Origin of the sequence: Bradyrhizobium erythrophlei (assembly GCF_900142985.1) — a bacterium.
GTDB lineage: Bacteria > Pseudomonadota > Alphaproteobacteria > Rhizobiales > Xanthobacteraceae > Bradyrhizobium > Bradyrhizobium erythrophlei_B.
Genome location: NZ_LT670849.1, coordinates 3,352,702 through 3,377,342, shown reverse-complemented (window position 1 = coordinate 3,377,342; position 24,641 = coordinate 3,352,702). Strand labels below are relative to the sequence as shown.

Here is a 24,641-nt window from a genome sequence, read left to right as displayed (position 1 = left end):
CATGTTGCAGGTCGATGTCTCCAAACGGCTCGGTGAGCTCACCGTCGAAGCGGCCTTCACGAGCGACGGCCGCGTCACCGGCCTGTTCGGCGCATCCGGCGCTGGCAAGACGTCCCTGATCAACATGATCGCGGGCCTGCTGCGACCGGACGTTGGAACGATCTCGATCGACGGCGAGATACTGGACGATGCCGCCGCCGGCACGCACGTCGCCGTGCATCGCCGCCGCATCGGCTACGTTTTCCAGGACGCGCGGCTGTTCCCGCATCTCGACGTACGCCGCAATCTCGACTATGGGCGGCGCATGAACCGCCTCGCCGAGGATGCGGCGCTTTGGCGTCGCGTCACAGACCTGCTCGACATCAGCCACTTGCTGGATCGCCGCCCCGGAAAACTATCCGGCGGCGAGCGCCAGCGCGTGGCGCTCGGCCGGGCGCTGTTGTCGCAGCCAAGACTGCTGCTGCTCGACGAGCCGCTGGGATCGCTCGACGAGGAACGCAAGGAAGAGATCCTGCCCTATCTCGTTCGCCTGCGTGACGAGGCCGGCATCCCGATGGTCTATGTCAGCCACGACCCGTCGGAGATGCGGAAACTGGCGACGCAGATCGCGATGATCCAGCACGGGCGCGTCACGGCATTCGGCGGTGGCGAGGTATTGCCGGCAGCGCATGCGCCGGTTTGACGTGGGCTAGAAAGCCTACATTTCTCCGCATACAACGCATTCTGCGTTAATGATCTCCATAAAGGTAAATGCGCTGTTGTCGTTGACGGCCTTCACCGCAACACTATTGAGTGCGGACATCGCAACCCAAAGGCACAGATCAAAATGTCCCGCGCTTATGCCGCACTCATTGCTTCAGCTCTTTCGATTATGGCCCTTCCGACCGCCGCTTCAGCCGGCTGCTATGGCTGCTACGCCCCGCCGCAGCCCTGCGTCACCTGCTACCAGCCGCAGGTTATTCCGCCGCAGTACCGCACCGTTCAGGAGACGGTGATGGTCGAGCCCGGCCGGGTCATTGCCCATCGCACGCCCGCGCAGTATCGCACCGTGATGGTGCCGCAGACCGTGATGGTCGCGCCCGAAGGCGTTGCGTATGAGCGCCTCGCGCCGCAATACGCCGTTCGTGAACGCGTCGAGATGGTCGCACCGGCGCGCACCTATTACGCGCCGGTCGCGCCGCGCTGCGGTTCCTGCGGCTACTGATACCGATAGCAATAAGTGATTCGATGGCGTGAGCTGTTTCAGCCCGCGCCATTTTCGTTTTCAGATTCCAGCGACCGACGACCAGAAGCTCGCCAATTTCTGTTTGAACAATTCAAGCGGCGGCGGTGCCGACGGTACCTCTTCCGGATCTTCGGGCAGGCGAAGGCCGATCACGTTCACCCTTCCCCCGCTGATGCTGCGCGCCACCAGAATAATCGGGTCGAGATCGAGCGTTGCGCCTTCCTTTGGCGCGTGATCGAGGTGGATGTCGAAATAGTCAGCGAGCGTCAGTGCCGTCTGATCGGGGTTGACCTTGACGCCATAGACCTCCGCCAGTTCGCCGAGCGTATGCTCGCCCGACACCGTGAAATCGCCGAGCAGATGCGGATCGGGCGCCGAGCTTGGCGGCATGTCGACGAAGAAACGATCGAGCGACTCGGCCTTCTCCGGCGGTGCGAGCAGGTAGACATAGTCGCCGGGCCGCACGGGATCGGCCTCCGCCGGCGAGAGAATATGCTGGTCACGGATCACGAGCGTCGGCTTTGACCATGAGGGCGTGAGCCCACGGCGGAAGAACAGGCTTTTCGGCCGCACGGGATAACCGACCAGTTGCTGCTCGAGCTGGCCAGGGAGGTCGAGCTCGACGCGCCGCGGGCCGCGCTCGGCACGCGGCAGCGCCACGTGCAGCCGTCGCGCCGCCGCCGCCAGCGTCCACCCTTGCAGGAGCAGCGAAATGACGACGATGACGAAGGCGACGTCGAAATACAGATAGGCCTTTGTGAGCCCGACCAGCATCGGGATCGAAGCCAGAAAGATCGCGACCGCGCCGCGCAGGCCGGTCCAGGCGATGAAGATCTTCTCCCGCCAGTTGAAGCGAAATGGCAGCAGACAGAGGAATACCGCAAGCGGCCGCGCCACCAGCATCAGGACCAGCGCAATGACGACAGCAGGTCCGATGCTCACCACCAGCCGCTGAGGCGAAGCAAGTAACCCGAGCAGCACGAACATCACGATCTGCGCAAGCCAGGTCGCGGCATCGAGAAACGTCACCAGCGCGTTGTGCGCACGGGTCGGCCGGTTGCCGATGATGATGCCGGCGAGATAGACGGCGAGAAAGCCCGAGGCATGCACGATCTGCGTCGCGGCAAAGATCACGAGCGCCGCCGTCAGCACGAACGGCGCGTGCAGGCCCTGCGGCAGGGCGACGCGGTTGAGCCCCAACACCACGAGCCTGCCCCCGACGATGCCGAAGACCGCGCCCAGCACGGCCTCGCGGCCGAGTTCCATGGCCACATGGGCGAACGAACTCCCGCCGACCGAAATCAGCTCGACCAGCATCAGGGTGAGAAACACCGCGAACGGATCGTTGGTGCCGGACTCCGCTTCCAGCGTCGCACCGACGCGCGGACGCAGCCGCAGCCCTTGCGCATGCACGAGCAGAAACACGGCGGCCGCGTCGGTCGAGGCCACCACCGCGCCAACCAACAGCGCTTCGGTCCAGTTGAGATCAAGGACGTATTTGGCAACGGGTGCTGTGATCAGCGCGGTCAGGAGCACGCCGATGGTGGCAAGCACCATCGAGGGTGCCAGCACCGCGCTGATGTTCTGGAAGCGGGTGCGCAAGCCGCCGTCGAACAGGATCAGCGCCAGCGCCACCGAACCCACGAGATAGGTGGTGCGCAGATCATCAAACTCGATCCTTCCGGGACCGGATTCCCCGGCCATGATGCCGATCAGCAGGAACACCAGCAGCAGCGGCGCACCGAAGCGCAGCGCGAGCAGGCTCGACAGGATGCCCGCCATGACAAGCACTGCGCCCAGAAAAATGGCTATGCTGACCGAGTCCAGAGAGGCCATGGGGGTTTAGATAACTCCTTGCGACACCATCCTTATCGTCGCCATACTTTGACGCCAACCCATTTCTGCCGAGGTGCGGCTTTCAGGTCCGATCGGGCGATCCGGCACGCGCTGAGATAGCGCTAAAAGCGCCGATGTGGGAAAATCCTGGTGCGCAATCGAATCAAGCGCGCCGATAGCCACTCGCGCCCCGCGAAATGAGATTTTGACGATGGATTTGAACGATATCATCGACCACCTGCGAACGGTGGCGCGCTCCGTCGGCGCCGAAATCTCCTCGCCCTTCTTCTATCTGCAATTCGGCATCATCCTGATCGCGGCAGGAATTGCGTTTGCCGCCAACGCCGCGCTTCAGGGGCGCATCGACAAGGGAACGCTCGCCAGCCGCTGGCCGCTGCCACTGCAACATCTGGCCGCCGTGCTGTTCGAAAGTTTCTCGACCGTGGTGTTTGCCATCCTGGTGATTGCCGCGCGCATCGCGATGTACCATTCGACCTGGCCGAGCCGCAGCTACATGCTCGTGGTCGCGGCCAAGCTGGCGGTGGCCTGGCTGATCATCCGCCTGATGACTTCGGTCATCCGCAACGCAACCCTGGTGAAAGTGGTCTCACTGACGGCATGGGTGATGGCGGCGTTGAGCGTCATCAACCAGCTCGAGCCGGCGGCCGATGCGCTCGATTCGGTTTCGATCGTGCTGGGCGGCCTGACGCTGACGCCGCTGCTCGTGATCAAGCTCGGTCTGATCCTGATCGCGGCACTCTGGTTCACCAACGTCGCCAGCAATTTTGCCGAAAGCCGGATTAACCAGTCCACCGACCTGACGCCATCGATCCAGGTGCTGCTGGTGAAGATGATCCGGATGGGGTTGATGATCATCGCGATCGCGGTTGCGCTTAGCGCGGTCGGCATCAACCTGTCGGCGCTGGCGGTATTTTCGGGCGCGGTCGGCGTCGGCATCGGCATCGGCCTGCAGAAGATCGTCGCCAATTTCATCAGCGGCATCATCCTTTTGGCGGACAAGTCGGTCAAACCCGGCGATCTCGTCACCATCGGCGACAGTTCAGGGCGCATCAGCGCGATGAAGACCCGCTACATTTCGGTGGCCGCCGGCGACGGCCGCGAGTTCCTGATCCCCAACGAGGACCTGGTGACGCAGAAGGTCACCAACTGGACCTACACCGACAAGAATACGCTGGTGAAGGTGATCTTCGCCACCAACTACGAGTCGGATCCGAGGCGGGTCTGCCAGCTAGCGATCGAAATCGGGGGCAGTGCGCCGCGCGCGATCAAGTCGAAGCCGCCGAACTGCATCCTGACCGAATTCGGCGAGACCGGCATGAAGTTCTCGCTGAACTTCTGGATCGCCGACCCCGACGGCATGGACAACGTCAAGAGCGAGGTCATGCTGTCTTTGTGGGAGGCATTCAAGCGCGAGGGCATCAAGGTGCCCTACCAGGTGCGCGAACTGCGCATCCGCGGCGGCGCGCTGCCGGTCGATACCACCGTGGAAGTCTCGAATTGACGGCGGTTCCACCGCAGCGTGGCGGTTCCGAAGTCCGCATGGATTATGCCGAAACGTGGATCCCGAAATGATACGAACTTCGGAATCGGGACACCAGGACTCGCTTGCACTGCGAGCGCCAATCACTAAATTAGTGGGTTCAACCAGCCTCCCCACCGAGACCCGATTCATCCATGAGTTACGTTGAGGCTTCAGATACGTCCCTGCGCAAAACCGGGCAAATCAAGCTGCATGGCGCCAGCGGCTTTGCCGGCATGCGAAAGGCGGGGGCGCTGGTCGCAGAGTGCCTTGACGAGCTGACCGACATCGTCAAGGCCGGCATGCCGACCTCCGACATCGACGATTTCGTGCGCGATTTCGCCTTCAGCCATGGCGCGTTTCCCGCGACGCTGATGTATCGCGGCTACCGCTATTCGACGTGCACCTCGCTCAACCATGTGGTCTGCCATGGCATGCCCGGAGATCGCGCGCTGAAGGAAGGCGACATCGTCAATATCGACGTCACCTTCATCGTCGATGGCTGGTATGGCGATTCCAGCCGGATGTATGCGATCCAGCCGATCGCGCGGAAGGCCGAACGGCTGATCGAGGTGACGTATGAAGCCATGATGCGTGGTATCGCGGCCGTGAAACCGGGCGCCACCACGGGCGATATCGGTCATGCGATCCAGAGCTTCGTCGAACCTCAGGGCATGAGCGTGGTGCGGGATTTCTGCGGTCACGGACTTGGCAGGCTGTTCCACGACGAACCCAACATCATTCATATCGGCCGCCCCGGTGAAGGCGTGCCGCTCAAGCCCGGAATGTTCTTCACCATCGAGCCGATGATCAATCTCGGCAAGCCGCACGTGAAGATCCTGTCCGACGGCTGGACCGCGGTAACGCGGGACCGCTCGCTTTCGGCGCAGTTCGAGCATTCGGTCGGCGTCACGTCGACCGGCTTCGAAATCTTCACGCTGTCAGAGCGCCATCAGGAAAAGCCGCCGGTGGTGGCCTAATTCTCGCGCTGACGCCGCAGGCCCTCACTCCGTTGCCAGATAGATCAGCGTCAGTAGCGGCATCACGCCGCCGATCGACGCCGCCAGCGCCCAGCCGCCATGCACATAGGCCCAGGCGCCGATGGCCGAACCCATCGCGCCACCGAGAAAGAGCGTCGTCATAAAGACGCCATTGAGCCGGCTGCGATGTTCAGCGCCAAGCGCAAATAGCACCCGATAGCCCAGGGTGACGTTGCCCTGTACACCGGCGTCGATCGCGATGGCTGCGATCACGAAAAGAGCTAAAGAGAGCGTTGAGCCGGGCGCCGTCAGTAGGGTCAAGGCGAAGCCTGCGGTCGTCAGCAACATGCCGGCGGCCGTCGCAGGCCTGGTCCAGCCGCGATCGGCAATGCGGCCAGCCACCGGGGATATGGCCGCGCCACCCACGCCGGCAAGCGCAAACAGGGCAATGCCGGTCTGCGACATCCGGAAATCGGGGCCGGCCAGCAGCAGCGGCACGGTGGTCCAGAACAGGTTGAACACGCCAAACAGGCTGGCCTGGTAGAGCGCGCGCCGCCGAAGCACCGGCGTGGTCAGCGCCAGATGCGCCATCGATGCCAGCAACGCGCCATAGCCGAGCCGTGCCTTCGGTCTCCGAACCGGTAGCGCGTAGCGGAGCACCAGCGCCAGCAGGACCATGATGCCAGCCGAAAGCGCGTAAACCACATGCCAGGAGGACATCGAAGCAATGAAGCTGGCGGCAGGGCGCGCCAGCAGAATGCCGATCATCAGGCCCGTCATGACGTTGCCGATCACGCGCCCACGGATATGCTCCGGCGCGAGGTGACCGGCATAGGGGATGAGGACCTGCACAGTGACGGATCCGAGACCGAGACAGAGCGCGGCGAGAAAAAACGGCAGGGCGTGCGTCGCATAGGCGGCGGTCGCAAGCGCCAACGCGCCGAGCCCCATCACCGACAACACCAGCTTGCGGTTCTCAATGAGATCGCCGAGAGGGACGATAAAAAACAGCCCTACCGCATATCCGATCTGGGTCGTGGTCACGACGAGGCCGGCGGCTTTGGGCGACAGGCCAAGCTCGGCCGCGATCGGACCGACCAGGGGCTGGGCATAGTAGACGTTGGCGACGATCAGGCCACAGGACAGCGCGAGCAGGAACGTGATCCAGCCGGAGATCGAGGCAGAGTGGTCGGGGACGTCGGAGGCGATCGTTGTCACGTCTTTTTCCTTATTTGGGAACGCTTGTTCTCTAATTTGCCAAAGAGTTGCGGCGAGTGATTGCAGGCGGGCTCTCTTACTGAAGAAGTTTCATGGCGATGTCGACGGCGGCGGCCGTGTCCTGCGGCGCCCGGCCGGATTTGCCGACGACACGCAGGCCCTGGGTGAGACAGACCATGACGCGCGCGGTCTGCTCCGGATCGATCCCTGCCGGGATCGACCCGTCCGCCTGCCCTTCGCGGATCAGGTCGGCGAGGAAAGCCTCATTCTTGCTGAGGCTCGCAGTGACACGCGCTGCGACCTCGCGGTCCAGAATGGCGAGCTCGACGGCGCTTCCGACCACCAGGCAGCCGCGTCGGCCCTCAATGCCCTTTGATACCTCGACAAAATGGGCCAGGACGTCGCGCATCCGCTCGCGCGCCGGTTTGGAGGTGCGGGCAGCAGCGGCAATCTGTTCCTTGCGCAAAACGATATGTCGGTCCAGCGCCGCCAGAAACACCGCGCGTTTGTCGCGGAACGCCTTGTAGATGCTGCCTGAGGCCAAACCCATGGCGTCGATCAGGTCGCCGATCGAGGTGGCGTTGTAACCCTGTTCGCAAAACACCCGGATCGCCCGGTCAAGCGCTTCGTCCATGTCGAATTCGCGGGGCCGACCACGCGGGCGCGCTACTTCCTCAAGCGATCTGGCTGGCTTGTTCATGGCGAGCATATAGGGATCATTTACTCCCTAAATCAAGTCACAGACGCGTGGGCGAAACTTTGATCGAGCATGATCTTTTCGGAAAACCGCTACACACTTTTCCGGATCATGCTTCTGGGCGGGGCCGCACTTGCCGGTTGCAAAACGCTCCCGCCACGGCACATTGGAGCCGATGCCTTCCAGGAACGGCCCATCCGGCGAAAAGCCCGACGACAAGCCGCATTATCACGGCCACCGCGAACGCCTGCGCGAACGTTTCCGTAACGCCGGGCCGGACGCACTCAGCGACTATGAGCTGCTGGAGTTGACGCTGTTTGCGGCGCTGCCGCGGCGCGACACCAAGCCGCTGGCTAAAACGCTGCTAAAAAAAAGTTCGGCTCATTTGCCGAGGTGGTTCACGCACCGGAACATCTGCTTCGCGAAATCGACGGCGTTGGCGATGCCTCGATCACCCAGCTCAGGCTGCTGGCTGCCGCTGCCGGCCGCATCGCCAAGGGCGAGATCAAGCGGAGTGTCGCGCTGTCGTCGTGGGACGACGTCATCAGCTACTGTCGCACCGGCATGGCTTTCGCCGAGAAAGAACAGTTTCGCATTCTCTTTCTCGACAAGCGCAACCAGTTGATCGCCGACGAGATACAGCAAACCGGCACGGTCGATCACACCCCGGTTTAACCGCGCGAGGTCATCAAGCGGGCGCTGGAATTGTCCGCAACCGCCGTGATCCTCGTGCACAACCATCCCAGCGGCGATCCGTCGCCCTCGCAGGCCGACATCCAGATGACGAAGGCGATCATCGGCATCGCCAATCCACTTGGAATATCGGTGCACGACCACATCATCGTCGGCAAGAACGGACATTCGAGCCTGAAGGGCATGCGGCTGATCTAGTCAGCGACACTGACGCGGCGCCGTCCGGCGTTCGGGTGGGCGCCAATTATCCGAAATGTTCAATCAGCAGTTCGGTGAGAAGTCGGACTTTCCTTGTGGAGTGCTGACCAGGAGGTCGGACGACGAACATGCCGGCCGTCGGGACAAGATAGCTCGTCATCACCGCGACAAGGGCGCCGGATTCCAGATAATCCCTGATGAGATGGTCCGGAAGCCAGGCGATGCCGAGTCCCGCCACCGCAGCAGCGGCGAGAGCGGTGCCATTGTCCGCTTTGAACCGACCCTGCGGATGAATGGAAATTGTCTTGTCGCCATCCATAAACTGCCAGGTTTCCGTTCCCTGCATCAGCGCCTGATGGGCAAGGAGTTCGTCCGGCGTCGCGGGAGCCCCATGCTCCCTGATATAGTCCGGGCTTGCGACGAGCTTTCCAGTGACCGGTCCGACACGACGTGCGATCAAGTTCGAGTCGTTGAGATAGCCGACGCGTATCGCACAATCGAAGCCTTCCCCAACAATGTCCACGAAACGATCGCTGTAGCTCGCCTGTAGGTGGAGCAGCGGGTGGCGCCGCGCCATCTCTGCAAACACTGGTGCCAAATGCGTCGGCCCCAAGGATAGCGGCGCTGCGATACGCAAACGACCGCGCAGTTCGCCAGCAGGCAAGATCGTTTCAAGTGCGACGTCGATTTCGGCGCAGACGCGGGCGGCGTGCTCGCGAAATGTAACGCCGGCCTCCGTCAGCGCGGCGCCGCGTGTTGTCCGAGCGAGAAGCTGAACGCCGAGCTCGGCTTCCAGCCGGAACAACCGTCGACTGACGATCGACTTCGAAACGCCAAGGCGCCGGGCAGCCGACGACACCCCGCCCGCATCGGCCACTTCGACAAACGTCCGAAGGTCGTCGAGATCCATCTCCAGCGTTCCACTTATAGCGACACAGATGGCCGGACTACGGGGCTACTGTGTCGGTTTTAGCGACGATACCTTGGCCAGCAGTTGAAGCCAATGGAGATTCATATGTCACCGACTATCCGAGATTCCGGCCGCTCAGCGGCCGTCACTGGCGCCGGCGGCGGGCTTGGCCGCGATATCGCGCTCGGGCTCGCAGCCAAAGGCTACGTCGTTTTCGGAACGGCCATGTCCGCCGCAGAGGTGCGGGACCTGAAAGACGCGTCTGGAGGACGTGTCAGCCTGACGGTCTGTGACATGACCAAAGAAGAGTCCGTGAGAGCCTGGGCGGCTGGCGTGTCCGACGCCCTCGGCGATTCCGGCCTCGATATCCTGATCAACAATGCCGGCATTCTGACTCCGGGGCCGATCGAGGTTCTTCCGCTCGACGCCATCCGGCGCGAATTCGACGTCAATGTGTTCGGAGCTCTGTCCGTCATCAACGCGTTCCTGCCGGCGCTGAGGAAGGCGCGCGGGCGCATCGTTCAGGTCAGCACCTGGACCGCCAGCGTGCCACTCCCGTTCAATGGACCGTCGGGCGCATCGAAGGCCGCGATGGAGGTATTCGCGACAGTCTACCGCGCCGAGCTGAAGCGGTTCGGAATCGACGTCGTGGTGGCAGCGGCAGGCAACATGAAGACCGGCGGCCCCGCGAAAACGGCTGCGGCGCTGAAGCGGGTGGCCGACGGAATGACGCCAGAACAACGCGAGTTATACGGAAAAACCTTCGGATCGTTCGCAGCCGCTCTTAACGGCATGCAGAACAGCGGGCTCGACTCGGCCGCCGCCGCCCGAAGGGTGATCGAGCTGGCCGAGCAAGTCCCCGCACCGAGCCGAGCGCCAGTGGGAGCAGACGCCGCAGAGATGCTCCAGCTCGCTCGCGAGAAATCGGACGTCGAGCAGGATGCGTTGCGCCTTCAGCTCGTCGGCCTGAGTTGATCCACCTGACAATCACCCGTCTTGCAAAAGGAGCCAGCCATGATCGAAATCATTGACACCAACGATAGCCGCGCCGTTCGCAACAAGAACAACGTTCTTGCCCTCTACGAGCTGATGATCAACACGAAGATATCGGAAGAGGGCACGGCCAAATACGTGAGCCCCGCCTACATCCAGCACAACCCGTTGATCGCGGACGGTTCGGTCGCGCTGGGAAAGTTCTTCGCCCAGGTCACACGGGAACGCGCCCGGGCTCGCGTCGTCGTCCACCGCATCATCGCCGCCGGCGACTATGTATGGGCGCACGTGAACTTTTTGAATCTTTTCAATGATGATCCGAACGACACGGGAATCGCCGGCGTCGATATCTACAGGATGGACGTCGACGGCAAGGCAATCGAACATTGGGACACATTGCAGGTCGTCGGCGACCCGCAAAACTCGGCACCATTGATCGCGCCGAATATTCCGCGCGCCAACCCCAACGGAATGTTCTGAACGATCGAATCTCGCGATGAGCGAGGCGCTCGTGACCGTCGAGATCCAAGGCCACCCGCTTCAATCCGCCTGAGAAAAAAACGCGCCGATGTGAACGAGCTCACACGGCGCGATTTTTTGCCGTGCTTAGCTGGCTTCGCTCAACCATTGCTAGAATATTTTTCCAAGCGGAGGAGGAGCGATAGGGATGAGCGACAAACCTCCTGCTCCGAAACGAGGTGCGATTCCGACGCCGAAAGACGTGCGCGAGAAGGCACCGCGGTACGTGCCGGACGATGCGAAAAATCGCCAGCCGGAACGTACTCAACTTGACGGCGATCAACGTGACGCCGGGAATAACGATACCGAACAGAAATAATTGAGTTCATTCAAGCTAGGAGCAAAACCATGGCTATTGAACTAGGAGGAAGTGGACGAAACAAAACCCCCAAGCGCGGAGCCGCCCCTTCGCTGAGGAGCGAGCTCGCGGCTGCCATGCCGCATACGCCTGTTGCAGGAGCGCCGCCCAATTTCCTGACCCTGCCCCACCAGATTTCTTCCTGGGGCAATTTCGATCACGGCGATTGCGTCACGGCCGAAGAGGCCTTCGCGAAAGCCTGTCATCAGCCGGAAATCTTCATCACCGACCAGATCGCGATGGCCTGGGCCAAGAATCACGGCGTGCTCGAGGGCGCCAACCTCCACCAGGTCTTGCAGTGGATGCAGAAAGGCGGCTTTCAGGAGAACGGAAAAACGTTCGATGACGGCCAGATCTTCTCCGTCGACTGGACCAATCCGTCCACACTCCAGAGCGCGATTTCGAAAGGCCCGGTCAAGATCGGCGTCGCCGCAACCCAGCTCGAAACCGCATGGCGGACCACCAACGGTCAGACCGGATGGTTCGGTCTCGGCTTCAAGAAAGATGACGCGGAGGATCACTGCGTCAGCCTCTGCGGATATGGCTCGCTTGCCTGGCTCGCGGGACAGCTCAAGGTCTCCCTCCCGTCTGGCGTCGACGGCACCAAGCCGGGCTACGCGATGTTCACATGGGATTCCATCGGCATCGTCGATCAGCCTTCGCTGATCACGATTACGCAGGAAGCCTGGCTCCGGTCGCCGACGACCGTCGTCGTGCCGGGAAGGACGGCTGAACGTCCGCACGCCAGGGCGTAAGCGGCAAACCACGCTGCGATTGATCTGGAGCGTCCCATCAGGCCCGCTCCAGATCTCGCCGCAGATCGATCCCGAAAAGACACGCGAGCTAGCAGGGCACGCGCCTGATCTGAACGCTAAGGCTCTATTCGATCGGATGATTGGATGCTTTTGCGGCCTCGATGGCGCGGCGCAGCAAGAAATCGCGCTCGCGCTGGTTGCCCGCAAGTTCCGCGGCCGCCGTGAAGGCCGCTTTGGCCGCCTCGAAACGCTGAAGCTTGTAGAGCAGGTCGCCACGCACACTCTCAAGCAGGTGATAGGTCCTGAGCGCCGGCTCGCCCACCAGCCGGTCCGCGATCTCAAGCCCCGCCGCCGGCCCCTCGGCCATGCCGACCGCGACCGCGCGGTTGAGTTCGATGACCGGCGAATTCACGCGTTTGGTCAGTTCCAGGTAAAGCGCCGCAATCTGCGTCCAGTTGGTCTCCGCGGCAGTCGCGGCCCGCGCATGGCAGGCGACGATGGCCGCCTGAAGCGCGTAGAATCCAAATGCCCCGCCAAGCTCGCGCGCGCGGGCGAGCGCCTGCATTCCGCGCCGGATTTGCAGCAGGTCCCACAGCGCGCGATTCTGTTCGAGAATCAGAACCGGCGCGCCCGCCGCATCGGTGCGCGCCACGTTACGAGAGGCGTTCAGCTCCATCAGCGCAAGCAGGCCGTGAGCTTCGGGCTCACGGGGCGCGATCGACGTCAGGATACGACCGATCCGGAGCGCCTCCTGGCAAAGCTGCGGACGCAGCCAATGCTCCCCCGTTGCAGCGGTGTAGCCCTCGTTGAAAATCAGATAGACGACTTCGAGCACGGTGGCGAGCCGTTCCGACAACTCTTCACCGCGAGGGGTCTCGTAGACCAGCCCCGACTCCGAAAGTGTTCGCTTCGCACGAACGATACGCTGCGAAATGGTCGCATCCGAGACCAGAAAGGCCCGCGCGATTTCCTCGGTGGTGAGGCCACAGATCATCCGAAGCGCAAGGGCCACGCGCGCCTCTTGCGACAGCTGCGGATGGCACGCCGTAAAGATCAACCGAAGCATCTCGTCGCCGATATCATCATCGAGCGCAGCCTCGAGATCGGGCATCGCCTGCTGCTCCGCTTCCAGCTCGCGCGCAACCTGTTCATGCTTGCGCGCGAGCATCCGGGACCGGCGCAGATAGTCGAGCGCGCGCCGTTTGGCAGTCGTCGCCAGCCACGCGCCCGGCCTTTCCGGAATGCCGCTCGAGGGCCAATGCTCGAGCGCCGCCAGCAGCGCGTCCTGCGTCAGCTCCTCTGCCAGCGGCACATCGCGCAGCATTTTCGAAAGGCCGGTGATGAGCCCGGGCTGTTCGACCCGCCAGGCCGCCAGAATGGCATGGTGGATGTCGCCGGCCGTCACGGCAGAGCGGGCCGGCCGCGCGAGCCGTCGGTCACGGGCCAGCGAACGCGCGAAGTTCGCACGTCCCTTCCCAACCGGGCATGTGGTCGAGATGAAGCTGCATGAACTCCCTCGCCATCGCCACCGCCTCCTCCTTGTCGCGAAGCTCGAAGATCGCGTAGCCGCCGACCACTTCCTTGGCTTCGACGAAGGGACCGTCGATCACGCTGAGCTTGCCGCCCTTGATGCGCACCTGCGCCCCTGTCTCAACCGGCATCAACCCCCCATTGTCGAGCATGCGGCCCGCCTTGATTTCTCGCTCAGCCAGTTTGTGCATGGCCTCCAATAGTTCGGGGGCTGGATTTGCGGGAGGGCCGGGATGTGTGACCAGATACATGAAGCGCATGTGAAAACTCCTTCAGGCGAGCCGCGGGCACATTGCCCCCGAATTGTCTCGCTAATGGTTCGACGAAGCAACCAGCTGCAAATCGACACGAGTTATAGAAAAATTCACATCCCGCGACCGGGCCAATTGGCCGCCGGTCGAGAGACCGCCTACTGCCGCATCATCAGCAAAGGATCGGTGCTGTCCGGCACCAGCCGCCACTGCGCGTTGTCGTCGGCTTCGAACTGCCAGGTCTCGCCCTTGTCCGACATCAGCAGCATCTGGCCATGCTCCAGCCGCCAGCGCTTCGGCGCGAAGGCCGTGACCATGGGATCGCATTTCGGCTTCAGGAAGACCTGGAAATTGTCCTGGCCCGCATCGGTATTGGTGAGCGTGAGGCCGCAAATCATCTGGCCGCTGCTGCGCACCATGGCCCAGTCGCCGATCATCTGGTCCATCGATTTGGCAAGCGAACGCGCGGCCGCGAGGTTTTGCAGGATATAGACGCCCTCGTTCTGTCTGACCCCTTCAAAGATCCCGCTCTCGACTTCGGTGAAATCGATCACCGGCTGGCCGCTCGTGTCCTGCAAACGAACGATATCGAGCCCTTTGACATTCCAGGTGGCGATATCTTTCGCAAACGGCAGCGCGTTGGCGCAACCTGGTTCGAGTTCGAGCTTGAAGCCTTGCGGCGCCGCGTCGCCCTTCAACGTGACGACACAGGTTTTACTGCGCTCGGTGGTCGAGAGCTCCCACTGGCCGACCATGTCTTTCTTCAGGGAAGTCGCATCCTGCGCAGCGGCCGGATGCGCGCAAGCCAGCGGCGCCGCCAGCATCGCTAACGCGAGGCGCCGCAGAATTCGCACTTAGCGACCCTTCACCGGCGTTTCCGCAATCGGTGTCAGCGGCGGCTTGCCGGCAAACCAGGCTTTCAGGTTGTCGACCACCAGTTGGTCCATCGCATTGCGGGTGACGACCGAGGCGGAACCGATATGCGGCAGCAAGACGACATTCTGCATCGCCTTGAGTTCGTCCGGCACGGCCGGTTCGTTGGCGAAGACGTCGAGGCCGGCAGCGAGAATGGTGCCCGACTTCAACGCCGCGATCATCGCTTCTTCGTCGACGACCGAACCGCGCGCGACGTTGATGATGACGCCGCGGGGGCCAAGCGCCTTGAGCACGTCGGCGTTGATTATTTTCGCGGTCGAAGGACCGCCGGGCACGATCACCATCAGCGTATCGACGGCTTTCGCCATTTCGATCAGATCGGGATAGTGCTTGTAGCTCAAGCCTGCGACCGGGTTGCGCGTGTGATAAACCACCGGCACCAGCGACGCATCGAGCCGGCGCGCGATGGCCTGGCCGATGCGGCCCATGCCGACGAAACCGACCTTGCGGTCGCGCAGCGAGCCGACGCTCAAGGGATACTGCTGCGTGGTCCAGAGACCGGAACGCAGATAGCGGTCGGCCTTGACGAACTCGCGAAGCGTGGCGATCAGAAGCCCCATCGCGATGTCGGCGACCTCTTCGGTCAGCACGTCCGGCGTGTTGGTGACGACGATGTTATGTTCGCGCGCATAGTTGGCATCGACGTGGTCGTAGCCGACGCCGAAGGAGGCCGCGATCTCCAGCTTCGGGAACATTCCCATCACGCCGCCGTCGCAGCGGGCGGTGCTGTAGGTCACGGCGGTGCCGCGAATTTTCTCCTTGACCGCCGGGCTGATGCGCTCGAGGTCGGCGCGCGTCTCGGCGGGGTGAAGCACGAATTGATCGGAAAAACCCTTGTCGATGATCGGCTTGTTCGGCCCATAGACCAGAAGATCGATTTTTTCCGATGAAAGATTTCCGCCCGCCATTTTTAGCTTTCCTTTCCAAGCGCACTCTCATGCCAGCGCCGCAGGACCAGATGCGAGGTCAGCGCCAGCAGCCCATAAATGACAATTCCGGCGGCCGAGAGCAACAGTAAGGCTGCGAACATTCGGGGAATGTTGAGGCGATAGCCGGATTCCGCAATCCGGTACGCCAATCCCGACCCCGCGCCGGCCGAGCCTGCCGCGATTTCGGCCACGACCGCACCGATCAAGGACAGGCCGCCAGCGATGCGAAGCCCGCCGAGGATGTAGGGCAAGGCAGCCGGCAATTTGAGAAAGAACAGGGTCTGCAACCGCGAGGCGCGGTAAAGCTGAAACAGGCCGGCGAGGTTCCGATCCACTGAATTCAGGCCGAGCGTGGTGTTGGACAACACGGGAAAGAAGGCGACGATCCAGGCGCAGACTACGACCGCCGTGGTTTGCGGCAGATAAATCAACAATAGTGGCGCAATCGCGATCACCGGCGTGACCTGCAACACAACCGCATAAGGGAACAACGAATATTCCAGCCATTTTGACAGGTTGAACAACAGCGCCAGCACGATGCCGCCGATCGCGGCGGCGAGAAAACCTTCGAAGGTGGTCAATAGCGTGGTCAGGAGCGACTGGGAGAGCACGTCCCAGTCGCGGACCAGCGTCGTGAACACAGCGGACGGTGCTGGCAGCACATAGGGCTTGATGTCGTTGACGCGCACCACGAATTCCCACAGCCCGAGGCCTGCTGCGAGCACGATGATGGGCAATACGAGACGGACGAGACGCGCGGCGGAGTTGCCGGGCGGTGACGGCGCGGACGACAATGACACGCGTTCACCTGCACTCATGCCGATGGTCCCGAATAGGCCGGCGCGAGCGCGCTCGACACCTTCCGGCAATAGCCGGCATAGTCGGCCGAGGTACGGAAGTCCTCCCCTCTCGGCTCGGTGGCTTCGATGCTGATTTCGGTCGCGATGCGTCCGGGCCGCGATGTCATCACGACGACCCGCTGCGACAGATAGACCGATTCGAACACGGAGTGCGTGACGAAAATGACGGTCTTGCGTAAGGAGCGCCACAACGCCAGCAGGTCGTTATTGAGGCGAAAGCGCGTGATTTCGTCCAGCGCCGCGAACGGCTCGTCCATCAGCAGAATGTCCGGGTCGGTCACCAGCGCACGCGCAAGCGAGACGCGCATCTTCATGCCGCCAGACAATTCGCGCGGGTAAGCGTTGGCGAACTCGGAGAGGCCGACTTGCGCCAACGCCTGATCGACGCGTGCGTTGGCGCTCGACAGCGGGACATGCGCGAGCCTCAAGGGCAAGCGGACGTTTTCGCGCACCGTCGTCCACGGCATCAAGGTCGGCTCCTGAAACACGAAGCCGACGGCATGTCCGCCATTCGCTTCGACGGCGGTTCGCGCCACACGGACCGTCCCGGAGCTCGGCGTGCCGAGGCCCGCGATCAGACGAAGCGCGGTGGATTTGCCGCAGCCGGAAGGCCCGAGCAGCGACACGAACTCGCCGCGCCGGACTTCGAGGTCGATCGGACCAAGCGCAACCACGCCATTGTCATAGGTCTTGGTGACGCCGCGCAAGGACACCGCGACGTTTCCCGCCGGATCGGTGCCCATGTCAGCCAGCGCGGCCGGATCAACCATGTCGCCCAGGTCCTAGTTCTTCGGCCGCAATTCGACGCCAATGCCCTTGTTGACGAAACGGAGCGTATAGGACTTGCGATAGTCGACATCGGGCTTCACGACATGGGCGCGCACCATCTTGTCGAAGAAGCTCGCCATCCGGTCATCGTTCATGGCGCCGATGCCATCGCGGAAGGAGTCGCCGGAATCCACGATGCCGTATTCCTTCATCCGCGCGATCGAATAAGCGAGCAGTTCATCCGTCATCTCGGGGTTGAACTTCTTGATCAGCGCATTGGCGGCAGCATTGTTGCCATAGAGATAGTTGTACCAGCCGATGATCGAGGCGCTGACGAAGCGCTGCACCAGGTCCGGCTTCTTGTCGATCAGGTCGCGTCGCGTCTCGACCAGCGTCGAATAGGTGTTGAAGCCGTAATCGGCGAGCAGGATGATTCCGGGTTTGAAGCCGGCGGTCTTTTCGACGGCATATGGTTCGGACGTGACATAGCCCTGCATCGCGCTGTGCTTGTCGGCCAGGAATGGCTGCGGATTGAAGGTGTAGGGCCTGACCTTGTCTTCGCCAAATCCGTATTCCGACTTCAGCCACTGGAAATAGCTCGAGATACCTTCCTTGGAGACGAACAGCGTAAACGGCTTGAGCTCTTCCAGCTTGGTGATCTTGTATTCCGGGTGGGTCAAAAGCACCTGCGGATCCTTTTGGAAGATCGCAGCCACCGTGACGACCGGCACATCGTTGGCGACCGCATCCAACGACATCAGCGTGTTGGCGGCCATGAAGAAATCGAGCTTGCCGGCAATCAAGAGCATGCGGTTGTTCTCGTTCGGACCGCCGGAAATGATGGTGACATCGAGACCGTATTTCGCGTAGGTGCCATCGGCCACCGCCTGGAAGAACCCGCCATGTTCGGCCTCGGCGACCCAGTTGGTGCCAAAAGACACCTTGTCCAGCGTGGTCTGCGCCCGCCCCGGCGAGATGGCCGCCATCACGGCCACCACGAGAACCATTAACGCTCGCGGCAGAGAAGGGTACTTCATGGTTGGACTCCGTGGGCCGTTTGGCCGCATGATGGGGGCGATCCCAATGCCCATACAAACTATCTTTGCGCGATGACTTCAACCCTTCCTCCCCGCGATTGGACCGACATTCGCTGGTCCGAAATGGCAGGCCGCGATCGCGCGCGCTGGATCGCGGTGCTGCCGTTGGCCGCGACCGAACAGCACGGACCGCATTTGCCGCTGGAAACCGACGTCCTGATCGCGCAAGCCTATCTTGCGCGCGTGCGCGAATTGATTTCCAGCACCGCGCCCGTCACGTTTCTTCCGATCGAGGGAATCGGAATTTCGTCCGAACATACGGATTTTCCCGGCACGCTGACGTTGTCGCCGGAAGCGGCGATCAGAAGCTGGATGGCCATCGGCGAAAGCGTGGCGCGCGCCGGGCTCAAAAAGCTCGTGATGGTCACGAGCCACGGCGGCAACAGCGCCGCGATGAGCATTGTTGCGCAGGAGCTGCGCGCACAGCAGCGGATGCTCGCCGTCACGACTTCATGGGGACGCCTCTCGGCAGCCGAGACGTTATTTCCCGCCGAGGAGGTCGAGCATGGCATTCATGGCGGCGCCGTCGAGACATCGATCATGCTGGCGCGGTATGGCGCGCAGGTGAAGCGCGAGGCGATCGCTGATTTTCGCCCCCTCACGATCGTGATGAAGAAGAATTTCCGCTGGCTCTCCACGCAACGGCCGGCGCCTTTCGCCTGGCAGACCCAGGACCTCCACCCGAGCGGCGCGGTCGGCGATGCCACACAGGCCTCGGCCGAAAAAGGCGAGCGCCTGATCGATCAGGGCGCGAAGGCCTTCTGCGAACTGCTCGATGACGTCGACCGGTTCGACCTCCAGCTTTTGTCCAATCGCCCCGAAACCTGACCCGGGCCTGATCTCGCTTTAGGCGAGGGCCGGCTCAGGGGCATGGTTGACATAGTATAGGGGGGTACCCTATATAGCGCGGACCATGTCCCATACCATCAAAGAGAAAAAGAAGCTGCTCGCGCGCGTCGGCCGCATCCGCGGCCAGGTCGAGGCGATCGAGCGCGCGCTGACCGAAGAGACCGAATGCGAGCGCATCATGCATATGATCGCGGGCATTCGCGGCAGCGTTGCCGGGCTGATGGCAGAAGTGGTCGAGGATCATATCCGCACCCACCTGGTTGATCCCGACAGGAACCCCGGCGCTCTCAACGCCGAGGCAGCCGATCAACTGATCGACGTCGTTCATACCTATCTGAAGTGAGGCGGACATGACGACCTTTCAGATCTCGCCGCATAGCCACGTGTTCCTCGGCGAGGACCATGCGCGCGCGGAGCGGCGGACGTGGGCGGTCATCATCCTTTGCGTGGTGATGATGGTGGCCGAAATCGTCGGCGGCGCCATGTTCGGCTCGCTGGCCCTGATCGCGGACGGGTTGCACATGTCGACGCATGCGGGCGCGCTGCTGCTCGCCGCGCTGGCCTATACCTTTGCCCGCCGATATGCCTCCGACGCGAACTTCACGTTCGGAACCGGCAAATTCGGCGACCTCGCCGGATATTCCAGCGCCATCGTGCTGGCGATGATTGCGCTCCTGATCGCCTATGAAGCCATCACGCGCTTTTTCGATCCGGTCCCGATCGCTTTCGATGAAGCGATCCCGATCGCCGCCCTCGGGCTTCTGGTCAATATTGCCAGCGCCTGGCTGCTGGCCGGCGGCCACTCTCACGGCCACGGCCATTCTCATGATCACGCCCACGATCATGACCATCCGCACGACCATGACCACGACGACGATCACCATGATCACGCCCATCACGATCACGGCCCTCATGATCATGCCGGCGAGAGGCATCATCGCGACAACAACATGCGCGCGGCCGTCGTTCACGTGATGGCGGACGCCGCCGTCTCCGTGCTCGTCATCGTCGGCCTGCTGCTGGCGCGCCAGTTTGGCTGGCTCTGGATGGACCCGCTCGCGGGGTTCATCGGCTCCCTCGTGATTGCGAGCTGGTCGGTCGGTCTGTTGCGCGATACCGGCGCCATTCTGCTGGATCGAATGCCCGACCCCGGCATGGCCGCGAAGATCAGGGCTACGATCGAAAGCGAGGGCGATGAGGTCACCGACCTGCATCTCTGGCGGCTGGGGCCGGGCCATCTCGGCGCCATTGTTTCCGTGGTGACATCTGAGCCGCGCGAAGCTGTGCACTATCGCCAGCGCCTCGCGCAATTCTCCGACCTTTCGCACGTCACGATCGAGGTCCAACACCTCGCGTAAATCGGCGGTTGACAGCCGATGGAACCGGGCGTAGTTGCGCCCGTAACACTAGTGTCAAACAAATCCTTCAATCCTGACAAAGCGGATATGGGCAGTACCACCTTCGGCAACGTCACCCCGGCGACGACTGGGCCTGCGATGCCGGCAACATTCTGGTTCGATCGCGCCGGCTCTTGCTGCGTGAGGATGGACGGTCGCCCCTAGGCGGCCGGTCGCTCACCGGCCTGCCGCGTGGATCGCGGACGTGGAGGCGAGCGATGTTCAACAAGAACAGCCAGACTATCTGGGTGGGCCTGTCGGGCGCACGCCCACGGCCTGACCGCCATCCGCTACGCCGGACGGGGGTTTGGTCATGATCACATCGATCGAACAGACCGCGTTCAACCTCGGCGTGGCGACGCTGCTCGGCGCCTGCATCGGTTTTGAGCGCCAATGGCGCCAGCGGATGGCCGGGCTGCGCACCAATACGCTGGTTGCAATCGGCGCAGCGAGCTTTGTTGTTTTCGAAAGCCTGTTTCCCGACGACGGAAGTCCGACCCGCGTGGCGGCGCAAGTCGTCTCGGGGATCGGCTTCCTCGGGGCCGGCATCATCTTTCGCGAGGGACTTCAGGTCAGCGGCCTCAATACCGCAGCGACGCTGTGGTGTTCGGCGGCGGTGGGACTGCTCGCCGGCAGCGGCCATCCGCTGCACGCCGCTGCCGCCACGGCCTTTGTCGTGCTGGTCAACCTGACGCTGCGTCCGCTGGTGCGGCTCATCAACCGGCAGCCGATCGTTCAGGCCGAAAGCGATTTCCGCTACAGCGTTCGGGTGGTGTGCCGAAGCCCGGAAGAGGCCCATATCCGGGCGCTGCTATTGCAGAGCTCCGCGAACGGCCATCTCAGCCTGCGCCAGCTCGACTCTACCGACATCGAGGAAGCCGGACGTGTCGAGGTCACGGCGCTACTTACCTCGCCCGCCAAGAACGACGCGGTGCTCGAGCAGGTCGTCGGCCGCCTCAGCCTGGAGTCGACCGTTTCGGCGGCGAGCTGGAGCGTCGCGCCCGTTCTCGAATAACGCATCGCATATGAGGCAGTACGCATGACGCTGGATGATATTCTGTCGCCGAGACTGGGGCAGGCGTTGCGGCCGAACGTCTGGGACGCCGTCGCGCTGATCCTGGTGGTCGGCGCGCTGGTGCTGATCGTCTATGGCGGCGAGCAGACCACGCTGCCGCTGTCGGCGCTCGATACCTCCCCGGTGTCACTCGATCCGATCCATTTGCCGCTCTATGCGCTGCGGACGACGATGCGCATGCTGCTCGCCATCGTCTGCTCGATCATTTTTACCTTCGTCTACGCGGCCCTTGCCGCCAAAAGCCGCCGCGCCGAGATGGTGCTGATCCCGCTGCTCGACATCCTGCAATCGGTGCCGATCCTCGGCTTTCTCACCTTTACGGTGGTGTTCTTCCTCAATCTGTTCCCCGGCCAGGTGTTCGGCGCCGAGCTCGCTTGCGTGTTCGCGATCTTCACGAGCCAGGCCTGGAACATGACGTTCAGTCTGTACCAGTCGATCCGCAACGTACCAAAGGATCTCGAGGAGGCCTCGAAGAGCTTTCATCTTTCGGGGTGGCAGCGCTTCTGGCGGCTCGACGTACCCTTCGCCATGCCCGGCCTGATCTGGAACACGATGATGTCGATGTCCGGCGGATGGTTCTTCGTCGTGGCATCGGAGGCGATCACCGTGGGGAATACCACGGTCACCCTGCCCGGCATCGGCTCCTATGTCGCGCTTGGCATCGCGCAGCAGAACCTGCCGGCGATCGGCTATGCCATCCTGACCATGCTGCTCGTGATCATCGCCTATGACCAACTCCTATTCCGCCCGGTGGTGGCATGGGCGGACAAGTTCCGCTTCGAGCAGACGGCTTCCGCCGCCGCGCCGACCTCCTGGATGCTCGACCTGTTCCGCCGCACGCGGGCCTTGCGGGCGCTCACCCTGCCCTTTGCCGCCACCAACAAGGTTTTTTCGAACCTGCATGTGACCTTGCCGCAAGGCATGCGGTTCTCTTTCGGGTCCCGCGTCTCGTCGCGTGTGGTCGACACGCTCTGGCTCGCGCTGATCGCGGTCTCGACCTGCTATGCCGGCTGGCGCGCCTATCAATTCATGTCGACCACGCTGCAGCTTGCGGATGTGTTCACGGCCATCGGTGACGGCTTCATCACGCTGGCCCGCGTGGTCGTACTGATTGCACTGGCGTCGTTGATCTGGGTGCCGATCGGCGTCTGGATCGGGCTTCGGCCGAAGCTCGCCGAACGCGTACAGCCGCTGGCACAGTTTCTGGCCGCCTTCCCGGCCAACCTCGCCTTTCCGGTCTTCGTCGTGATCATCGTGCACTTTGGCCTCAACGCCAATATCTGGCTCAGCCCGCTGATGATCCTGGGCACCCAGTGGTACATCCTGTTCAATGTGATTGCCGGCGCCAGCGCCTTCCCGACCGACCTGCGCGAAGCCGCCGGCAGCTTCCATCTGCGCGGCTGGCGGTGGTGGCTCAAGGCGATCCTGCCCGGAATCTTCCCCTATTACATCACCGGCGCCATCACCGCCTCGGGCGGGTCGTGGAATGCGTCCATCGTCGCGGAAGTCGCAAGCTGGGGCGACACCCATCTGACGGCCAGGGGGCTGGGCTCCTATATAGCGCAGGCGACCGAAGCCGGCGATTTCCCGCGCGTGGTGCTCGGCATCGTCGTGATGTGTGTTCTCGTCACTCTGTTCAACCGCCTGCTCTGGAGGCCGCTTTACGCCTTCGGAGAACGCCGCCTTCGCCTCGGATAAGATGTAAGGAAAGTCCCATGCTCGATACGTCTAAGGATACCAACCTGCTCGATATCCGCGGCGTCTGCCGTTCATTCCCGAAAGGCAGCGGCGAGGAACTTCTGGTTCTCGAAAAGGTCGATCTCACGATCCGTTCGGGCGAGATCGTGGGTCTGCTCGGCCGCTCCGGATCCGGCAAGTCCACGCTCTTGCGCATCATCGCCGGTCTCGTCTCGCCGTCCTCGGGCGACGCGAAATGCCGCGGCGAAACCATCGTGGGGCCGCCGAACGGCGTCTCCATGGTGTTTCAATCGTTCGCGCTGTTTCCCTGGCTGACCGTGCTGCAAAACGTCGAACTCGGGCTTGAGGCGTTGGGCGTGGACAGCGCCGAGCGCCGCAAGCGCGCACTGGCCGCGATCGACCTGATCGGCCTCGACGGATTTGAATCCGCCTACCCGAAGGAATTGTCGGGCGGCATGCGTCAGCGCGTCGGCTTTGCGCGCGCGCTGGTCGTGCATCCCGACCTGCTGCTGATGGACGAACCGTTCTCGGCGCTCGACGTGCTGACGGCCGAGACACTCCGAACCGACCTGATCGATCTCTGGATCGAAGGCCGCTTGCCGATCAAATCGGTGTTGATGGTGACCCACAACATCGAGGAGGCGGTGCTGATGTGCGACCGCATCCTGGTGTTTTCGTCCAATCCCGGCCGCGTCGCCGCCGAGATCAAGGTCGACTTCCCGCATCCGCGTAATCGCCTCGATCCCGCGTTCCGGCAATTGGTCGACAGCATCTATGCCCGCATGACCCAGCGTGCGCAGGCCAAGTCGCCCACCCTCGAAGGCATTCAGGGCACCGGCGTCGGCATGATCCTCAACCACGTGTCGTCCAACGTACTCTCGGGTCTACTCGAGACGCTGGCGGCCCCTCCCTACAACGGTCATGCCGACTTGCCGGTTCTGGCGAACCACCTACAACTCGAGGCGGACGAGATCTTCCACCTCGGCGAGTCCCTGCAACTGCTGCGCTTTGCCCAATTGAGCGAAGGCGATCTGATGCTGACCGATGCCGGCAAGCGCTTTGCGAATCTGGAGACCGACGCACGCAAAAAGCTGTTCGCCGAGCACATGACCACTTACGTGCCGGTGGTCGGTCTGATCAAGCGCGTGCTGGATGAGCGGCCGTCGCACAACGCGCCCGAGGCGCGCTTCCGCAACGAACTCGAGGATTACATGAGCGAGGGCGCTGCCGACGAGACGCTGAAGACCATCATCTCATGGGGACGCTACGCCGAGCTGTTCGCTTATGACGAGCAGTCGGAAACCTTCAGCCTGGAAAACCCGCACTAGC

General features: G+C 62.6%; 25 protein-coding genes and 1 pseudogene. 15 read left to right on the top strand and 11 right to left on the bottom strand.

The window, feature by feature from the left end; genetic code table 11:
* The first annotated feature begins 1 nt into the window (after window position 1).
* Window positions 2–682 (top strand): molybdenum ABC transporter ATP-binding protein, encoded by a 681-nt coding sequence (gene modC / locus BUA38_RS15780; RefSeq protein WP_072819044.1) that lies wholly within the window; start codon window positions 2–4, stop codon window positions 680–682.
* A 144-nt stretch (window positions 683–826) separates the two neighbouring features.
* Window positions 827–1,204 carry a hypothetical protein gene (locus tag BUA38_RS15775; protein ID WP_072819043.1) on the top strand — a complete coding sequence of 126 codons (378 nt, stop codon included), beginning with the start codon at window positions 827–829 and terminating at the stop codon, window positions 1,202–1,204.
* A 60-nt stretch (window positions 1,205–1,264) separates the two neighbouring features.
* Here the strand turns inward: BUA38_RS15775 and BUA38_RS15770 are convergent, their stop codons facing one another.
* The gene (locus BUA38_RS15770; RefSeq protein WP_072819041.1) at window positions 1,265–3,061 is read right to left on the bottom strand and encodes a potassium/proton antiporter; all 1,797 of its coding nucleotides are present in this window, start codon (window positions 3,059–3,061) and stop codon (window positions 1,265–1,267) included.
* Between the two features lie 205 nt (window positions 3,062–3,266).
* Between BUA38_RS15770 and BUA38_RS15765 the strand changes: the two genes are divergently transcribed.
* On the top strand, window positions 3,267–4,583 hold the full coding sequence (locus BUA38_RS15765) for a mechanosensitive ion channel family protein (RefSeq protein WP_156898537.1): 1,317 nt from the start codon (window positions 3,267–3,269) through the stop codon (window positions 4,581–4,583).
* Between the two features lie 173 nt (window positions 4,584–4,756).
* Entirely contained in the window at window positions 4,757–5,581 is an 825-nt protein-coding gene (gene map / locus BUA38_RS15760) for a type I methionyl aminopeptidase (protein ID WP_072819038.1), read from the top strand.
* A gap of 24 nt (window positions 5,582–5,605) precedes the next feature.
* Here map and BUA38_RS15755 read toward each other — a convergent pair whose 3' ends face one another.
* Entirely contained in the window at window positions 5,606–6,799 is a 1,194-nt protein-coding gene (locus BUA38_RS15755) for an MFS transporter (RefSeq protein WP_072819037.1), read from the bottom strand.
* Between the two features lie 76 nt (window positions 6,800–6,875).
* Window positions 6,876–7,433 carry a TetR/AcrR family transcriptional regulator gene (locus BUA38_RS15750; RefSeq protein ID WP_172806030.1) on the bottom strand — a complete coding sequence of 186 codons (558 nt, stop codon included), beginning with the start codon at window positions 7,431–7,433 and terminating at the stop codon, window positions 6,876–6,878.
* Window positions 7,434–7,671: 238 nt separating this feature from the next.
* Here BUA38_RS15750 and radC point away from each other — a divergent pair.
* Window positions 7,672–8,387: pseudogene (gene radC / locus BUA38_RS15745) on the top strand (RadC family protein).
* A 46-nt stretch (window positions 8,388–8,433) separates the two neighbouring features.
* Here radC and BUA38_RS15740 read toward each other — a convergent pair.
* Window positions 8,434–9,297 carry a LysR family transcriptional regulator gene (locus BUA38_RS15740; RefSeq protein ID WP_072819035.1) on the bottom strand — a complete coding sequence of 288 codons (864 nt, stop codon included), beginning with the start codon at window positions 9,295–9,297 and terminating at the stop codon, window positions 8,434–8,436.
* Window positions 9,298–9,402: 105 nt separating this feature from the next.
* Here BUA38_RS15740 and BUA38_RS15735 point away from each other — a divergent pair, with 105 nt between their 5' ends.
* From BUA38_RS15735 to BUA38_RS15725, 4 genes are all read left to right on the top strand, one after another.
* Window positions 9,403–10,272, top strand: a complete 870-nt coding sequence (locus BUA38_RS15735) for an SDR family NAD(P)-dependent oxidoreductase (protein WP_072819033.1) — start codon at window positions 9,403–9,405, stop codon at window positions 10,270–10,272.
* Window positions 10,273–10,311: 39 nt separating this feature from the next.
* On the top strand, window positions 10,312–10,770 hold the full coding sequence (locus BUA38_RS15730) for a nuclear transport factor 2 family protein (protein WP_072819032.1): 459 nt from the start codon (window positions 10,312–10,314) through the stop codon (window positions 10,768–10,770).
* 187 nt (window positions 10,771–10,957) lie between these two features.
* A complete protein-coding gene (locus BUA38_RS36710) occupies window positions 10,958–11,128 on the top strand; it encodes a hypothetical protein (RefSeq protein ID WP_156898536.1) in 171 nt (56 codons plus the stop codon).
* 116 nt (window positions 11,129–11,244) lie between these two features.
* Entirely contained in the window at window positions 11,245–11,922 is a 678-nt protein-coding gene (locus BUA38_RS15725; RefSeq protein ID WP_072819030.1) for a hypothetical protein, read from the top strand.
* A gap of 124 nt (window positions 11,923–12,046) precedes the next feature.
* Here the strand turns inward: BUA38_RS15725 and BUA38_RS15720 are convergent, their stop codons facing one another.
* The 7 genes from BUA38_RS15720 to BUA38_RS15690 form a co-directional block, all read right to left on the bottom strand.
* Complete coding sequence (locus BUA38_RS15720; RefSeq protein ID WP_072819028.1) at window positions 12,047–13,327, bottom strand: RNA polymerase sigma factor; 1,281 nt, start codon at window positions 13,325–13,327, stop codon at window positions 12,047–12,049.
* Window positions 13,328–13,358: 31 nt separating this feature from the next.
* On the bottom strand, window positions 13,359–13,712 hold the full coding sequence (locus tag BUA38_RS15715) for a YciI family protein (protein ID WP_072819026.1): 354 nt from the start codon (window positions 13,710–13,712) through the stop codon (window positions 13,359–13,361).
* A 149-nt stretch (window positions 13,713–13,861) separates the two neighbouring features.
* Window positions 13,862–14,527: an AprI/Inh family metalloprotease inhibitor gene (locus BUA38_RS15710; RefSeq protein ID WP_072819024.1), complete on the bottom strand. Its 666-nt coding sequence runs from the start codon at window positions 14,525–14,527 to the stop codon at window positions 13,862–13,864.
* A gap of 30 nt (window positions 14,528–14,557) precedes the next feature.
* Window positions 14,558–15,547, bottom strand: a complete 990-nt coding sequence (locus BUA38_RS15705; protein ID WP_072819023.1) for a 2-hydroxyacid dehydrogenase — start codon at window positions 15,545–15,547, stop codon at window positions 14,558–14,560.
* A 2-nt stretch (window positions 15,548–15,549) separates the two neighbouring features.
* Window positions 15,550–16,386, bottom strand: coding sequence for an ABC transporter permease (locus BUA38_RS15700; RefSeq protein ID WP_156898535.1), 837 nt, complete (start codon window positions 16,384–16,386; stop codon window positions 15,550–15,552).
* Window positions 16,383–17,198 carry an ABC transporter ATP-binding protein gene (locus tag BUA38_RS15695; protein WP_072819021.1) on the bottom strand — a complete coding sequence of 272 codons (816 nt, stop codon included), beginning with the start codon at window positions 17,196–17,198 and terminating at the stop codon, window positions 16,383–16,385. Before BUA38_RS15695 ends, BUA38_RS15700 begins: the two co-directional genes overlap by 4 nt.
* A gap of 12 nt (window positions 17,199–17,210) precedes the next feature.
* Entirely contained in the window at window positions 17,211–18,203 is a 993-nt protein-coding gene (locus BUA38_RS15690) for an ABC transporter substrate-binding protein (RefSeq protein WP_244553313.1), read from the bottom strand.
* A gap of 102 nt (window positions 18,204–18,305) precedes the next feature.
* Between BUA38_RS15690 and BUA38_RS15685 the strand changes: the two genes are divergently transcribed.
* The 6 genes from BUA38_RS15685 (at window position 18,306) to BUA38_RS15660 (ending at window position 24,640) form a co-directional block, all read left to right on the top strand.
* A complete protein-coding gene (locus BUA38_RS15685; RefSeq protein WP_072819017.1) occupies window positions 18,306–19,121 on the top strand; it encodes a creatininase family protein in 816 nt (271 codons plus the stop codon).
* 85 nt (window positions 19,122–19,206) lie between these two features.
* Entirely contained in the window at window positions 19,207–19,485 is a 279-nt protein-coding gene (locus tag BUA38_RS15680) for a metal/formaldehyde-sensitive transcriptional repressor (RefSeq protein ID WP_072819015.1), read from the top strand.
* 7 nt (window positions 19,486–19,492) lie between these two features.
* On the top strand, window positions 19,493–20,500 hold the full coding sequence (gene dmeF / locus BUA38_RS15675) for a CDF family Co(II)/Ni(II) efflux transporter DmeF (RefSeq protein WP_072819014.1): 1,008 nt from the start codon (window positions 19,493–19,495) through the stop codon (window positions 20,498–20,500).
* 352 nt (window positions 20,501–20,852) lie between these two features.
* Window positions 20,853–21,554, top strand: a complete 702-nt coding sequence (locus tag BUA38_RS15670; RefSeq protein WP_072819012.1) for an MgtC/SapB family protein — start codon at window positions 20,853–20,855, stop codon at window positions 21,552–21,554.
* 24 nt (window positions 21,555–21,578) lie between these two features.
* Window positions 21,579–23,312: an ABC transporter permease gene (locus BUA38_RS15665; RefSeq protein ID WP_072819010.1), complete on the top strand. Its 1,734-nt coding sequence runs from the start codon at window positions 21,579–21,581 to the stop codon at window positions 23,310–23,312.
* A gap of 17 nt (window positions 23,313–23,329) precedes the next feature.
* The gene (locus BUA38_RS15660; protein ID WP_072819009.1) at window positions 23,330–24,640 is read left to right on the top strand and encodes an AAA-associated domain-containing protein; all 1,311 of its coding nucleotides are present in this window, start codon (window positions 23,330–23,332) and stop codon (window positions 24,638–24,640) included.
* Window position 24,641 lies beyond the last annotated feature (1 nt).